Genomic DNA, 14,556 nt, shown 5'->3' on the forward strand with positions numbered 1-14,556 from the left:
GCTTACCCCTTTGCTTTAAATGTGTTCGAATAGTTAGATTTTTCATCTGATCTACACCCTGAAGTTGATGCGGTATCAGTAGTCAACCACCAGTTTCCAGTTCCCATATTCGTCCCATGTAGCCCGCCACTTATTTAGAAAGCTCGCATTTATTGCGAGCTTTCGTCGTTTTAGTGCTTGTAAAATGACGGAGGTTCGAACCCCTAGTCGTATACGGCCCCAGAACTTCACCACATTCCAATAAAGAGCCCGCTAAAAATTAGCGGGCTCTTTATTTCTATTTTCTAGTGTTTAAGCAAACTTCTTAATCATTTCAGATAGGTCATTGGTACAACTTTGCACTTTAGAGTTCATCTGATTCGTTTCTGTCATCAGATCATACGATTCACTGTACTTTAAGTTAAGCGACTGGATGTTTTCGTTAATCTCATCCGTTACGTAAACCTGTTCTTCTATCGCTACCGCAATTTGTTGATTTCGCTCGACTACATCCTGAACGAGAGATTGCAGCTGTTGGATGCTCTCTAAAGCCGTGCCTAATAATGTTACCGTTCCGGTCGACATTTCATTACCTTTCTCTAGCGCAGAAACCGCTGATTTACTGCCCTTTTGAATTCCTTCAATGGCCGCTTTAATTTCTGTTGTCGATTCCTGTGTTCTTTTAGCAAGGGTTCTCACTTCATCCGCAACGACTGCAAACCCTCTCCCTTGTTCGCCTGCCCTCGCCGCTTCAATTGCTGCATTCAACGCTAATAAGTTGGTTTGTTCAGCAATATCATTGATCACTTCAACAACGGTTCCTATTTGCTCGGTTTGTTGGTTCAAACGCATGACCACTTTAGAGATTTCGCCGAGCTCATCCACCAGCTCTAGTACCGAGTGGTTAACATTATCGATAACGCTACTGCTATCTGTCATCGTGTTCTGCGCTTCTAGCGTAGCATCGGCAGTCGCTTGAGCATTATTTGATATCTCAGATGATGAGGCTTGCATCTCGTTGACCGCTGTAGCGACCGAGTCGATCTCTACTTTCTGTGCACTCAAGTTTTCCGTCACTTGCTGGCTATTAGTCGCAGCACTGTTGGCACTTGCACGCGTTTCTTCGCAAGAGTCTTTTACAGACACCCCGACTCGCCCTAATAGCGCATCTGCAAATTGCTTACGCATCTTCATACCCAGCTCAATTTCAGCCAGATCGTTAATTTTTCCGCAATAAATATACTCCATTAGTGGATTGTTGAAGTCTTGCCTAGCCTGTCTAGCAAGCTTCTCAACTGGCCTGGTTAATACATAAATTGAGAAAACGGAAAGTAATGCAGCAATGCCAAAGGCCACCGCTGGTGATTGATTCATTTGTAGAGTTAGCAAGCCAAGAAGGTTTGAAATGAAAAGAAAGAAGGCTGCTCTCATCCACAAACGCGTACGGGGAAGATACATTTGCAATGGTTTACCGTTATTCCGAAGTTTTGAGTACGCTTTTTCCGCTCGTTGAACGTGTATACGCTCAGGTTTAAATCGAACCGATTGGTACTCAACAACTTCACCATTGGATTTGATAGGAGAAGCAAACGCATCAACCCAATAATACCCTCCGTTTTTACGTCGGTTTTTCACCATTCCCATCCAGTGCTTTCCAGTTTTCAGATGAGTCCATAAATCTTTAAAAGCCTGTTTCGGCATGTCGGGGTGGCGTACAACATTGTGAGGCTTACCGATAAGTTCACCATCATCAAACCCCGCGACTTCATTAAAGTTTTCACTGGCATATTTGATATAGCTGGACGTATCGGTGATAGAAACTAGGCTGTAACTCGAAGGGTAATCATATTCCGTTTCACTCATAAACATGTGTCCTTACATTGATTAATTAAATAAACGGCAAGTATGAGTGTAGCAGCATAACATTTATGCGCATAATGATAAGTTCATTGTAAAATTCAATAAAATTACTGATAGGTCAATTTATTACCTGCAAACATAGTGGCGGTTTCACTCTCAAATAGCACTACCCTTGAGTGCTCACAAGATGCTGCATTGATTAAAATTAATACACAAAAGCGCTTCCTTACTGAGTTCGTAAATTGTTATAAATAAACGATTACAACGAAAACAAGGAAGACAAACATATGACTATTCGTTTTAGTCAGCTTGCCGCTCAAGGGAACACGGCTCACCTATTTATTGACGATTGGAAAATAGACACTCAGCAATCTTGGGGAATATTCAGCGCGGATGGGGATATTGGATCTCTACTTGGAGACCTTATTTGTGGTGAACTTTCACCCATAAGCGGGAAACTTGAGCTTGATGGGCTGTCCGTTGCTCAAGTGTCGTTATCAGAGCAACAGCGATTACTGGAAAGAGAATTAGAAAAGGACGATACAGACTTTCTTGATCGTATCGATCAAGGCAGTACCATTTACTCACTCATTCAGGAGCGCAACCAAGACGCTAATTTAATAGATCAGCTGATTACCGATCTCGACCTAACTCACCTTAAACACAGTGGCTTTCGTGTTCTCTCTACAGGGGAAACAAGACGAGTGATGCTAGCTCGCGCTTTAGCAACACAGCCTGATTTGTTACTGCTAGATAACCCATTTACTGGTTTAGATATCGCCCATCGAGCAGCTCTCGCTCACTATTTACACTCGCTTTCTCAAACCGTACAGCTACTGGTCACCTTCTCTCGCGAGTCTGATATACCTGAGTGGATTGATCGCGTTGCGCTTTTCAGTGCGGGAAAGCTGGACAGTACGATGGATAAATCCAGTTGGGATAATCATCCAATCATTGAACAAATTAAATCTCAGTCCGAGCAACAGAGTGAAGAAATGATGAACTTGATACGTCAGCATCAGCACTCAACACACTTCGACAACCCAATATTTAAACTAACAAATGGGTCTGTTGAATACACTGATAAGAAGATCTTTACTGACTTAAACTGGCGAATAGACAAAGGTCAGCATTGGCAGATCAAAGGCCCAAATGGCTGTGGGAAGAGCACCTTGCTTGGGTTAATCTTTGGTGATCATCCTCAGTGCTACAGCAATGACATTGATATTTTTGGTAAAAAGCGAGGGTCTGGCGAGACGATCTGGGAAATTAAGCAGCACATAGGCATGGTATCTTCAGCTTTACACCTTCAATACCGCGTTAACTGCAGTGCGCTAGACGTGATTTTGTCCGGTTTTTACGACTCCATAGGGTTGTATAACCAACCCACTCGTAAAGAAGTGGACATCGCAAACGAATGGCTCGACATCCTACACATGAGCCAATACCGAAAAACCTCATTCAAGCAATTAGAGTACGGTCAGCAGCGCCTGTTGTTGATTGAAAGAGCCATCGTTAAACAACCAACATTACTGATTTTGGACGAGCCATATCAAGGGTTAGATTTTCTTGGTAGGCGTTTAGTTAAGAATACACTTGAGCTCATCGCCCGAGAGAATTTAAGCCAGCTATTGTATGTATCTCATTACCAAGAAGACCGCTTGGATAGCATCAAGAATGAGCTAGAGTTTGTTTTTGATGACAATGACCAATGTTATCGGGCTAACGTTTACCAATCATAATGACTTCGCTGAGCAAGTTGATCATAAGGTAAAGGCTTGGAGTAAAAATATCCTTGATGATATCGCACTCCCATCTTTTTCAAATGGTCGGCTTGCGCCGTTGTTTCTACACCTTCAGCGATGAGTTGTACTTTTAGCTCTTCCGCAAAGTGAACAATAGCTTTTAAAACGGAAGCACTAAGGCTAGGTATACCAATAGTTTCGACAAAACATTTATCGATTTTTAGGTAATCAATACGCATGTGCTGCAGAAACGCCAGCGAGGTTTGACCGGTACCAAAATCGTCGATCAACACATCAATGCCATGTACCCGCAGCGCTGCGATGCACTTTCTGGCTTCAGCATCAATGAGTTGACGTTCTGTTATCTCTATGCCTAATGAGACGTTATTTCGACTTAACTTCCTATCAATAAGTTGAATCTTTCTAATCGCGTTTGGCCCAACTAAGTAACCGGGCGGCACATTAATACCAAGGTGAACAGACTGATTAAAGTCTAATTTACTAAAGTCTTCTGCCGCTTTATCCAGAACGTAATCCGTGAGCAAAAAGACCAATCCACTTTGCTCCGCCGCTGGCACAAACTCATCAGGAGAAATGAACCCTTTATTCTGATGTTCCCATCGCACTAGGGCTTCAAAACCAAATAGTTGACCAGTATCGACGTTAATCTGGGGCTGGTAATACAGAGTCAACTCACCTTTCTTTATGGCTTTCTTTAAATCCAGAACCAAGCTTCGATGAGGATCGATAAATTTATTTAACGCATATAAGCAAAGATAGATAACAAAAATGATTGGAATTGAATACAAAAAATAGGAAAGTGTTCTTTGTTTGACAAATAGATCGCTAGCTTCACTCAAAGCTTCATATTCAAACATTTGCGACGATTTGATGCCAATAGGGTTACTTCCCGTTCTCAACGCTTCTTCAGGTGCAACTTGGTCATGGATAAATAAGGCAGAGCGTTTTAAGCGTAAATCGTTATTAAATCCTATCTTCGCATTAAAGTAGTCATGATCAATAATCGTCACCGCTTGATAACCGTGCTCTCCTTCGGTCACGACGAGCAAAAATTGGTCATATACGCTATCCACGTTTCCAAGTGCTAATGCTTGTCCCTCAGGAAATGTAATGTGCTCGGCTAACGGCTTAGAAATTACGCCCAGTTTAGAAGAACACGTAATGATCCCATTTTTTACAATCAACATTTCTTCGATATCTCGTTCAAACATCAAGTTTTGCTGAAGCTCTTCACAGCGTCTAGGATGCAACAAAGCCGTGCGGTTTTCGGTCTCTATTTGGAATAAAATTTCGTCTGCGATTTGAACGTTTTTTTCTAATAGATGATTGAGGTTGTTTTGCACGCTTTCACGAGCTAAATACAAGACTTCGCCAACAATCAAAGGAATGGGCAACAAAAAAATGATGGCTTTTTTAAAAAGCGCCTTATTCAGCATATAAAAGTAACCTTTTATAAAACCGATTTACTGAGATGGTATCTGGAATCTGATACCCACTAGCAACTCTCGTTTATAATATTATTTATTTAGATTAACTCAGTATGCGAAACACTTAGTAATACCGCAAACTAAACAATGCCTTAATCCCTCCTGTTCCAATTTAGCATCAAACGACTCAAACCTGAGACGTCAATACGACATCATTTTTGAGCCTATCGGTACCGAGGTAAGCCCTCAGTCGTCAAATTCTCACTCTACGAGAATTACCCATTAAAATTATTTTTCTTTTCTCAGTGATTAAGAATTATATTTGTCGTAATTCATATAACACGTTACAACACTCTCATGACGACAAACAAAGCTAATGCGAACCAGGTAAACGAAAAAGCACTGCAGTTGTTAATGCAAGTTGCAGTTAGTCCATTCCCAGTCTCTGCGAAAACGCTAAGCGAGCAATTGAACGTTCCTTTGAGCAGTCTCTACCGACACTTGAAGCTGCTCAAAGAGTGGAACTTGATTGAAGAAAGCGTACACGACAAGACATTTGTCGTTGGCCCGGCAGCATTGCTGCTCATGCATAGCTATGAGACCGCACAGCATGGGTTAGATATGGTCGAAACCATACTGGCTCGGTTGGTACAACAAACAGGGGAAATGGCCGCTTATATGGTACCTGCAGGGTATCGCGCACTTTGTGTCAGACAAAAAGAAAGTATGCAGGCGCTGCGTTGCAGCTTCGTCCAGGGTCAAAGTCAACCTCTGCTACGTGGTGCCTCATCTAAAGTGATGCTCGCTTTTATGCCTCAAAGTCGATGCGAGAAAATCTTGAGATACTTTAATCAAGATCACCGACGAGACGAATGGGAACAAGAGCTCACAACCATCCGTAAACACGGATATGCCGTCAGTACTTCAGAAATTGACCCGGGTGTTTCTGGCATCAGTGCACCAGTGATGAAAGGAAGCAAACTGATCGGCGCGGTCTCGGTGATGGCTCCGGCCCACCGAGTCGAAAAGGATAAGCAGCGCATTATTTTGCATGTGTTGCAAGCGGCAAGGGCACTACCACCAGAAAGGTAATTCATCATGTTAAGCTTTTTCAAACGCTATAAACTCCACCACACCGTGAAACAGCCGCAGCATTACCCTTTTTCTTTTATGACAGTGTGTGAGTATTTGCCACCCATGTCTAAGGGCGCGTTTGAATTAGCTGATCAAAGTTTGGAAAATGCTAGCGATTGGCTATACCAACAGCATGATCATGAAACCGCTGAAAACTTTGGTCACTTCAACCACGACAAGCTGGAAAATGGCGAGTTTCAGGAAGCGTTAAGTCTTTCGCTTTCTCGTCATTCTATTCCCGTTTTAGTGACCAACTGTACCGAGGCAATCTTGTCCATGTTACCTGTGGTCGGGTCCTATCGAGACGAAGTGGGTGTGGTAAATATTGGACATGACATGAACTTGAAGCCAACACTTGAACCACGTTTAGGCTCGGCATTCCATTTTGCGCTTTCTCGCTATCAAAACGTGCGATTATTTTTTGCTGGTGTTAGCGAACAAGATACAAAGCAAGAAACGTGGGAATACGCGGAGGATCAAGGTTGTGACTGGGTAACCGATAAAGAGTTTTCTTTTCGTCATCGCAATAATGTAAAGCAGTTGATCGGCAATTACCTCGACCATTGCGACCAAATAATCCTCAGTATCGACCTTGGCTCCCTAAAAACCAAAAACAGCCTTGATGGTACCTCAGAAATTGATATCCAAATGGTTCTACGCACCATTAGGCAATGTCTGGTTGCAGGTAAAGTCAGAGCCATTCAACTCGTAGGCGATCGCGATCGTCTGGTCTATTCGAGACAAACGAAAGCCATACTAGAAGAGTTATATCAAATGGCCCCACTCATTGTTCACGCAGCCTAGGATTAAGTTCGGTTCAGAATCAGGACGCTCAAGCTACTGATTCTGAATCAACATGGTTAATTATTATCTTTTACCAACAAATAGTTACATGAATAAAGCGACCCATATCACACTTAGCTATTGAACTAATCTCATACTTACGCTCTAATAACGCCACTAAGCTTTGGTATGACATACGAAATAAAAATAGCCAAAGTTCAATAAGTAAGCGGATTAAAAACCAAAAACACCGCCGACATTTCAACTTCTGTGAGCATTTGCTCACGATCGCTTGATGCCATCTTGTTCCACTTTTTTAGGACATTTGATGATGCGTTTTTGCAGTATTTTCGCTGCGGTTCTTGTTTTACCGCTAGCCTCACACGCCACCACTTATGACGTCAAAGATCTATCTGAGTTAGGTCAACTTTGCTCACACAAGAGTTTTAGTATCGGAAGCGATGGCACGACTTATCGCTGTACAGGGGAAATAGTCCTACCCGCAGGTGACAAAATTATCTCCTCATTACCGGAAAAAGAGATAACGTTAAAAGCAGATTATGGCATTGTGTTAGAGGGGAACAATACGATTGGTGAACCCAATAAGCGTATCTCTCTACACGCACTCGCTACCGGATTAACGGTTAACAATGAGAAAGCTTCAAGCATTGACGATTACCAAAACAAGCACACTGTTATCTATGGTGATCTTCTATCGGCTTATCCAACAAAGCTGCATAACATTCTCATAGACGGGAATATTAAGCTAACAGGTTCGACACTTCACATTGATGGAGCATACAACACCATTATTGGTGAGATTTCGACACACAGCACGACCGATATATTCAATGCAAACATCTGCGGTAAGGTCGAATCACAAGGCGACACACTACACCTAAAAACAAACCATCCTTTACAAGATCATTTTGTCGTCGGTGACATTGTGGCGCACAGTTCTCTGCTTATTGATGACATGGAGATCTACGGCACTACTGAGACTAAAGGAGCATCTGCCGCATTGAACGGTTCGTTCTATGGCTCTACTACAGCAATTAAATACTTCCAAACATTGAACTTCAACAACGCTCCAAATCAGCCAAGTCAAGTTTGTGGTGAAATCCAACAAACGCCAGGAAGTGCACAAACGAAAGTACAAGACAACAAATACACGCAATACTGTGGATTGGGCGACACTGATTGTCACTACTCTTCTCAGCTCTGTCCGATCACCCCTCAAGATGTTCCGAATTGCAGCATGCAACCTCCATCAGAGAACGACTTCGACCTAAACGTCACACCATCGGACGACATGGCACTGATGTGCGGCGACGATCTTCCGCAATTTACAGCAACAACAACCAATAATGGAGAAGTTGTAAGCGCAGAAGTCAGTGCAGCCCTATCACACCCTGACTTGTTCACTTTAGAGGTGGTCAAAGGTCAGCAGATATTAAAAGCAAACCAATTTATGTCTGACGACAATGGTGAGCTCGTTGTTCGAGTGGTCCCGAACGATATTGATACCATCGCGTTAGGTACTAACTACACGCTGACTTTCACTATGGCAGAAGACACCAGCAAGCATCAAACGGTTAGCTTTATGTTTACGCCATTTATGTTTGAGGCCTACTCAAAGACGAAAAGCTCAACTTTAAATGAAATACGCGTTATTGCAGGTAAACCAGAAAACGTGCATACGCGATTGCTGGCTTGTGCCTCCACAGGCGAACCTGTAGTGGCAAGCAACTACAATGGTACTCCTAAGGTTTTTCATCCATTGGTTCAACCATTAGGAGGAAGTGAAGGAAACTTTAGCTATTCAGCGGAATTTAAAGACGGCTTGTCTGAACATGGTCTTATCACGAACGAGTCCGGCATATTTGAAGTGACATTGTCCGATCATTTTGAATGTGAGGGATTTGAAGAGTGCCCAGAAGAAGGCAAAGTGGAAGTGAAAGGAACATTTAATGTGTACTCGCGACCATGGACACTGGCTATCTGTGACAACCAACGTGCTTTGCCTTCTGGCACCTCTGAACAAGGAGATGGGTTTATTGCCGCCGGAGAACTTTTCTCTCTAACAGTGAAGCCCATCATTTGGCAACCTGACGGCTCTGTAAGTGGTTCTGTTGAATCAGCACGTTATTGTGATGCCTCTATCACCCGTAATTTTATGCTTGATGGCGCTCCAGCAGCATCGGTTGTCTTGTCGAGTGAGCAATATACGCCATCAGAGACAGCGAACCAAACCTCAAAATTGCTAAAAAGTAGTGACTCACTGGCTCAGGCGCATAATTCAGCCAAGAATGATCAATTCGTCTTTAATGGATTATATTGGGAAGAAGTCGGGAGCTTGAGAGTAAAAGCAAACTTAGCAAGTAAATATCTAGGTATGACTGTGAACGAAGGCTATCGTTACGTCGGTCGTTTTTACCCAAAATATTTTCAAGTGCAAGACCAAGAATGGCACTACCCACATGGCCAAACTTTTGCTTACATGAATCAACCTTTTGAGAAAGTCACTTACGATGTTGTCGCACTCAATGCGAATAAGGAAAACGTGAAGAACTACGTCCACTTTTCATCTAACCTTCAACAACATTTCGACTTAGGCGAGCTAAGCTCATACTCCGATCGGTTTTTGCCGCCTAAGCCTAAGAAGGTAGACTGGAAACTACTGGGTAACGCGAGTGTTGGAACGTTTGTGATCGAGAAGCCCTCGACCAATGCGACTTGTAACAATAGCCCATGTTGGAAAAAGAACACGACCGATAAACAATACCCTGATGGCCCATTTAATAAAGGGACTAACAGTGACAGCAGCAAAATAGGTATAGTCACGACTAAAGCCGTTGATGAGGTAAATTTCTTTGATAACAGCGAAATGCTCACTCAACAACCGGACATTCGATTCGGTCGTTTGAACTTTCAAGATGTGGGTGGCAACCAAGGCATGGTGATCAAAGTGCCACTTGATGTGGAAATTTGGCAAAACGGTCGATTTACGACTAACTTCGATGACAGCTCAACAACGGCGAATGGTGAATATTACTTCAGCACGCCAATTTGGTCGCATGCGCCAGCAAACAACGCCCTGCTTTCTGGCGTTGGAACGATGAGTATTGGCAGAATGACCGATATCGTTGCAAGCCAAATTGACTCAGCGCGCGAGCAAATACAATTCCACCTAGATTTAGACAGCTCAGGCAATCGCATCCCTTGGCTGAAATACGACTGGGATAGCTCTACAAGTGAAGAGGAAAACCCACCCGTCATTGTTACGTTTGGTATTCACCGAGGAAACGATCGCATTATTTATCGTGGTGAACCCAATATGCTTGGCCTAAATTAACGCGAAACGGCAAAAAAAAGAGCCCCTCAATTGAGGGGCTCTTTTCATCACAAACTGATGTAATTTACTTTGCGCCACGACGCGCTTTCAGGCGCTTCACCATAGCAAGACGACGCTCTGCCGACCCTTGGTCTGTTGCCGACTGGTTCGGATTATTACGACGACCTTGACGATTCTTGAATGCTGGTTTTGAGTGCAGCTTTTCAATGTAAGATTCACGCTGTTTTGGTTCATAGCCTGCAAGCTCAATACGGCGAATGCGTTGCTGGATTAGATTTTCAACCTGAACCACCGTGAGCTCTTCATCTCGGTTTACAAATGAAACAGCATGACCTTGTTTACCTGCACGGCCCGTACGACCAATTCGGTGAACGTAATCTTCCGCTAGGAAAGGCATGTCATAGTTCACAACGTGAGGTAAGTCTTCAATATCTAGACCTCGAGCAGCGACATCGGTAGCCACCATGACACGTGATTTACCGGACTTAAACTCTTCTAGCGCACGACGACGAGCGCTTTGAGCACGGTCACCATGACAAACCACCGCTTTGATACCATCAAGTTTCAGCTCTTTTACCACTTCGTTTGCGGTCTCTTTATAGTTCACAAATACCAACACTTGTTTCCAGTTTTTGCGACCAATTAGCTCTGAAAGCAGTTCCGTTTTTCGCTCTTGATCAACTGGATATAGCACGTGAGCAACTGTTTGTGCCGTAGTATTTGCACGCTCTACTTCGATACGTTTTGGTTTACGCAGAATGTCTTTCGCTAACAGATTTAGCTGGCTTGAAGTCGTTGCCGAAAACATCATGATTTGCGGATCTGTATCCACATCCAGCATGATCTTACGAACTGCATGAATAAAACCCATATCCAAGATACGGTCTGCTTCATCAAACACCAAAAACTCTAAGTGTGCCACCGAGACATTACCTTGTTCGATGTGTTCTTCCAATCGACCAGGTGTAGCCACAAGGATATCAACACCATTTTCCAGTGCCGCAACCTGAGAAGACATTTTACGGCCACCGAAAATCGCCGCCACCGACAGATTGGTGTACTTCGTGTAAGCTTTGATGTTGTCAGCAATTTGTTCAGCAAGCTCGCGAGTTGGAGCCAAGATAAGTGCACGAGCAGTCTTACGAGAAGCGCTACGGTTACTGTCTAACAACTGCTGAATCATAGGCAGAGAAAACGCAGCCGTTTTACCAGTACCTGTTTGTGCTGTAGCGAAAATATCATGGCCTTTGCGAGCCATTGGAATCGCCTTCTGTTGAATTGGCGTTAACTTTTCATAACCGCATTCTGCCAGTGCTTTAACCACTTCTGGCGCAAAACCTTGAGATGAAAATGACATTGAGCGTATTCCTTAAACAAACCACTAAAAATAGCTTTAAAAATTTAGCCGTGCACTATACCCGAATTTGAGTGATTTATCTCACTTTTCTCATTGAAACGCTACAAAAGCAAAAAACGGCGAACGCAGACAAATTGCTGGTTCACCGTTTCCGTTTAACATTTGTTCGATTTAACGCTTGATGCCAGACAACTGAAGGAGAATTTGCTCAAGTTCATCCCATGGCAACAGCTGAGAATCTATCACTTCTAATCGTGATTCAAACCCTTCTAAGCTGATTTCATTCACCGACACGACTCGGTTGGCAACATTAAACGCGTAGCACCCCTGATCCGTGTTGACCACCGCTTTAACGCGTTCCGCCGTTAAGTCCGAAAGCATTGAGAAAAGTTTATCAAAATCAAACGTGTACTCTGCCCCAAACAACCACCCGCAGCTAAAATACCCTTGCCCTTTGTTCTCTTTGCGCACAAAGGCTTCACCTGGCGGCAACTGGAATTGAGGCTCTTGGTGAGCATGGTCATGATGATGTGACTCGATATGGGAAGAAGCGCTGCCGTAAACCCGTTCGATATCCAAGACTTCTATCGGTAACTCACCGTCATGAATAAGCTTACTGAATACTTTTGAGGGAGATTGGTCCGTCACCCAGTCATTAAACACATCAATGTCGTGACTGGTACAAAGGTCAACCTTACTGCCTATAACCACATCTGCGCTGTCTAACTGGTCCACGAAATTTTGGTTAGAAAGATATTTTTCATCACTTAAGTTACGCGGATCAACCAGAGCGATCGTCGCTTTTAGATCAACGTAAGGTTCATACTGTTCTGAGGTAAGCGTCGCGATAACCTGTTTTGGATGACCAAGGCCTGTCGGCTCAATCAATAAACGGTCCGGTTTTTGGCGCAGTAACGCGGTAATACCGACCGACATCGGCACACCCGCCGTGCAACACATACAGCCACCCGGCACTTCTTTAATCAGCGCACCTTGGTCGGTCATCAATGCACCGTCGATGCCAATCTCACCAAATTCATTGACCAAAACCGCCCAGCTTTCGTTTTCCGGTTTGTTCTTCAGTAGATTTAAAATCGTGGTCGTTTTACCGACACCCAAAAATCCGGTCAGTATGTTGGTTGGTACTCGATTTGACATGCTTATCTCCGACACGTTAGTGCATTAATGCTCCAGCAAAGTATACGGAGAATGTGACTCGCTTCAACGCTTTTTATCGCGCTCATCAAGCTCATTGCGTGATGCGTGGGTACACATTTTTTGAGAATGATCAGAGTGACTTATCAACTCTGAACGCTTCATATCAGAAAGATACATACTGGTGTAAATGACGCAGGTAAAAAACGCGATAATAGCGACTACGATGGGAAGAACTCCGAGCGTGTTTTCGAATTTAAGCGCAGCGATAGCCAATACGAAAATAACGACTGAGATAAGTGCGATAGACTTACTTTTGTTGCTTTTCATGATAACTCGCCTTTCGTAAGGGTAGCCCCTAACACCTCCTGTATTAGGGGAACGCCAGTTTGAACAACATCCAACCTGACTATTCAATGCTACTCCTTTCGCTACTTGTGAAATTTGACAAAGCTAACATTTATTACAACATCAAACGATGAACTTATTACTAGCTTTCAGACACTTAATGGACTGTAAAGCACTTACTAGCAAATCGACCCGCCGCTGACCAATATGTCGTTTTCATTGGCAATACAAACTTGAGCCACCAGCCTTAGCCCTTCGACTATCATCTCCAGAGACATAGAAGGCTGACTGCCACCTGCTGCTTGTTCTGGCAATAATGGGATATGAACAAACCCATGACGAATAGGTTTGTCTTTTAGATAATGTTGGATGCCATAAAAAAGGTGGTTACATACAAATGTTCCGGCACTGTTGGAAATCTGGCTAGGTATCCCCTGCTTTTGCAGCGTTTGAACAACACGCTTTATCGGCAGCGTCGAGAAGTAAGCATCTGGGCCATCAGCCACTACGGGTTCATCAATCGGCTGATGACCACCGTTATCTGGAATACGAAAATCATCCACATTAATTGCGACACGCTCTGGGGTGATCGCGCCACGTCCAGCCGCTTGCCCAACGGTAATCACACAATCTGGTTGGTGCGCTTCTATTGCATCAATAACGGTATTCACTGACTCATGCCGAATCACAGGAACTGGGCAAGTAACGATCATGGCATCTTCTATTGCCGCAGCCTCTAATCGCTTGACCGCTTCTAAGGCGGGGTTAATGGCGTCACCACCAAAAGGTTCAAAACCGGTAATCAGGACTTTCTTCATAACAGCCTTTAGGAAAAGAGTTTCACAAATTATTGCACTCCCCTTCACCCCATCCAATAGCAAAAGTATTGTTGACATAAACCAGACAACATTATGTGACTCATGTCTAACCAGCGAGGGTTGTCATCTTTATTGAATCTACACAAGTTCCGGACTATCGAGACTAACTATCGATGATTAGTGGCAGGGCTTGGCTCTCTCATTACATGACTCACGCAGAAACTTGGTTTCCACGCTTATCTTAGGTAGAGTACGCGACCGCAATGCAATTCGAAGAGATTGAATACAATGAATATTGATAACCATGTAATCGAAACGATTGAAGAGTTAGAGGCATTTCTGCATTTAGTAGAAAGCGGCGCTCTGGGTCTTGAAGGTGTCACTGGCGTTGCGCTAGCCACCTCTAATACCGATGGCCGTCCATTTGTTGCCGTATTAGGAGAAAAGCACCAATTGCTCCTTGGCCGCTGGGTTTCGCAGCACGTATATGACAATGGTAAAGACATCGTTCGTAACGGCCCAACCAGAAAACACTAAGCGCTCCGCACCATCTATAACACCATGCCGTCTTATA

Annotated in this window: 11 protein-coding genes; 5 read left to right on the forward strand and 6 right to left on the reverse strand. The window is 43.7% G+C overall.

Features of this window, described 5'->3' with window-relative positions; translation table 11 throughout:
- Window positions 1–291: 291 nt before the first annotated feature.
- Window positions 292–1,842, reverse strand: a complete 1,551-nt coding sequence (locus MSG33_RS04760) for a PAS domain-containing methyl-accepting chemotaxis protein (RefSeq protein ID WP_248380052.1) — start codon at window positions 1,840–1,842, stop codon at window positions 292–294.
- A 284-nt stretch (window positions 1,843–2,126) separates the two neighbouring features.
- Between MSG33_RS04760 and modF the strand changes: the two genes are divergently transcribed.
- Window positions 2,127–3,581, forward strand: coding sequence for a molybdate ABC transporter ATP-binding protein ModF (gene modF / locus MSG33_RS04765; protein ID WP_248380054.1), 1,455 nt, complete (start codon window positions 2,127–2,129; stop codon window positions 3,579–3,581).
- Here modF and MSG33_RS04770 read toward each other — a convergent pair.
- Window positions 3,569–5,041 carry an EAL domain-containing protein gene (locus MSG33_RS04770; protein WP_248380056.1) on the reverse strand — a complete coding sequence of 491 codons (1,473 nt, stop codon included), beginning with the start codon at window positions 5,039–5,041 and terminating at the stop codon, window positions 3,569–3,571. The genes modF and MSG33_RS04770 overlap by 13 nt on opposite strands.
- Before the next feature lie 348 nt (window positions 5,042–5,389).
- Here MSG33_RS04770 and MSG33_RS04775 point away from each other — a divergent pair, with 348 nt between their 5' ends.
- The 3 genes from MSG33_RS04775 to MSG33_RS04785 all read left to right on the forward strand — a co-directional run bounded on the left by MSG33_RS04775 (window position 5,390) and on the right by MSG33_RS04785 (window position 10,304).
- On the forward strand, window positions 5,390–6,124 hold the full coding sequence (locus MSG33_RS04775) for an IclR family transcriptional regulator (protein ID WP_005391048.1): 735 nt from the start codon (window positions 5,390–5,392) through the stop codon (window positions 6,122–6,124).
- Between the two features lie 6 nt (window positions 6,125–6,130).
- Entirely contained in the window at window positions 6,131–6,970 is an 840-nt protein-coding gene (locus MSG33_RS04780) for an arginase family protein (RefSeq protein ID WP_006742009.1), read from the forward strand.
- A gap of 307 nt (window positions 6,971–7,277) precedes the next feature.
- Window positions 7,278–10,304, forward strand: coding sequence for a DUF6701 domain-containing protein (locus MSG33_RS04785; RefSeq protein WP_248380058.1), 3,027 nt, complete (start codon window positions 7,278–7,280; stop codon window positions 10,302–10,304).
- 64 nt (window positions 10,305–10,368) lie between these two features.
- Here MSG33_RS04785 and MSG33_RS04790 read toward each other — a convergent pair whose 3' ends face one another.
- The 4 genes from MSG33_RS04790 to pcp form a co-directional block, all read right to left on the reverse strand.
- Window positions 10,369–11,661, reverse strand: coding sequence for a DEAD/DEAH box helicase (locus tag MSG33_RS04790; protein WP_248380060.1), 1,293 nt, complete (start codon window positions 11,659–11,661; stop codon window positions 10,369–10,371).
- Between the two features lie 171 nt (window positions 11,662–11,832).
- Window positions 11,833–12,819, reverse strand: a complete 987-nt coding sequence (locus MSG33_RS04795) for a GTP-binding protein (RefSeq protein ID WP_046873670.1) — start codon at window positions 12,817–12,819, stop codon at window positions 11,833–11,835.
- 63 nt (window positions 12,820–12,882) lie between these two features.
- Window positions 12,883–13,146 carry a hypothetical protein gene (locus tag MSG33_RS04800; protein ID WP_046873671.1) on the reverse strand — a complete coding sequence of 88 codons (264 nt, stop codon included), beginning with the start codon at window positions 13,144–13,146 and terminating at the stop codon, window positions 12,883–12,885.
- A gap of 197 nt (window positions 13,147–13,343) precedes the next feature.
- Entirely contained in the window at window positions 13,344–13,982 is a 639-nt protein-coding gene (gene pcp, locus MSG33_RS04805) for a pyroglutamyl-peptidase I (RefSeq protein ID WP_248380062.1), read from the reverse strand.
- Window positions 13,983–14,270: 288 nt separating this feature from the next.
- Between pcp and MSG33_RS04810 the strand changes: the two genes are divergently transcribed.
- Complete coding sequence (locus tag MSG33_RS04810) at window positions 14,271–14,519, forward strand: hypothetical protein (protein ID WP_005375646.1); 249 nt, start codon at window positions 14,271–14,273, stop codon at window positions 14,517–14,519.
- Window positions 14,520–14,556: the final 37 nt, after the last annotated feature.

Source organism: Vibrio sp. 1CM7H (assembly GCF_023161645.1).
Classification (GTDB): Bacteria; Pseudomonadota; Gammaproteobacteria; order Enterobacterales; family Vibrionaceae; genus Vibrio; species Vibrio diabolicus.

Bases quoted from the DNA above. Each gene is read 5' to 3' on its own strand.
- MSG33_RS04760 (WP_248380052.1), bottom strand. From the start codon at position 1,842: ATGAGTGAAACGGAATATGATTACCCTTCGAGTTACAGCCTAGTTTCT.
- MSG33_RS04775 (WP_005391048.1), top strand. From the start codon at position 5,390: ATGACGACAAACAAAGCTAATGCGAACCAGGTAAACGAAAAAGCACTG.
- MSG33_RS04800 (WP_046873671.1), bottom strand. From the start codon at position 13,146: ATGAAAAGCAACAAAAGTAAGTCTATCGCACTTATCTCAGTCGTTATT.
- MSG33_RS04780 (WP_006742009.1), top strand. From the start codon at position 6,131: ATGTTAAGCTTTTTCAAACGCTATAAACTCCACCACACCGTGAAACAG.
- MSG33_RS04790 (WP_248380060.1), bottom strand. From the start codon at position 11,661: ATGTCATTTTCATCTCAAGGTTTTGCGCCAGAAGTGGTTAAAGCACTG.
- MSG33_RS04770 (WP_248380056.1), bottom strand. From the start codon at position 5,041: ATGCTGAATAAGGCGCTTTTTAAAAAAGCCATCATTTTTTTGTTGCCC.
- MSG33_RS04785 (WP_248380058.1), top strand. From the start codon at position 7,278: ATGATGCGTTTTTGCAGTATTTTCGCTGCGGTTCTTGTTTTACCGCTA.
- modF (WP_248380054.1), top strand. From the start codon at position 2,127: ATGACTATTCGTTTTAGTCAGCTTGCCGCTCAAGGGAACACGGCTCAC.
- MSG33_RS04810 (WP_005375646.1), top strand. From the start codon at position 14,271: ATGAATATTGATAACCATGTAATCGAAACGATTGAAGAGTTAGAGGCA.
- pcp (WP_248380062.1), bottom strand. From the start codon at position 13,982: ATGAAGAAAGTCCTGATTACCGGTTTTGAACCTTTTGGTGGTGACGCC.
- MSG33_RS04795 (WP_046873670.1), bottom strand. From the start codon at position 12,819: ATGTCAAATCGAGTACCAACCAACATACTGACCGGATTTTTGGGTGTC.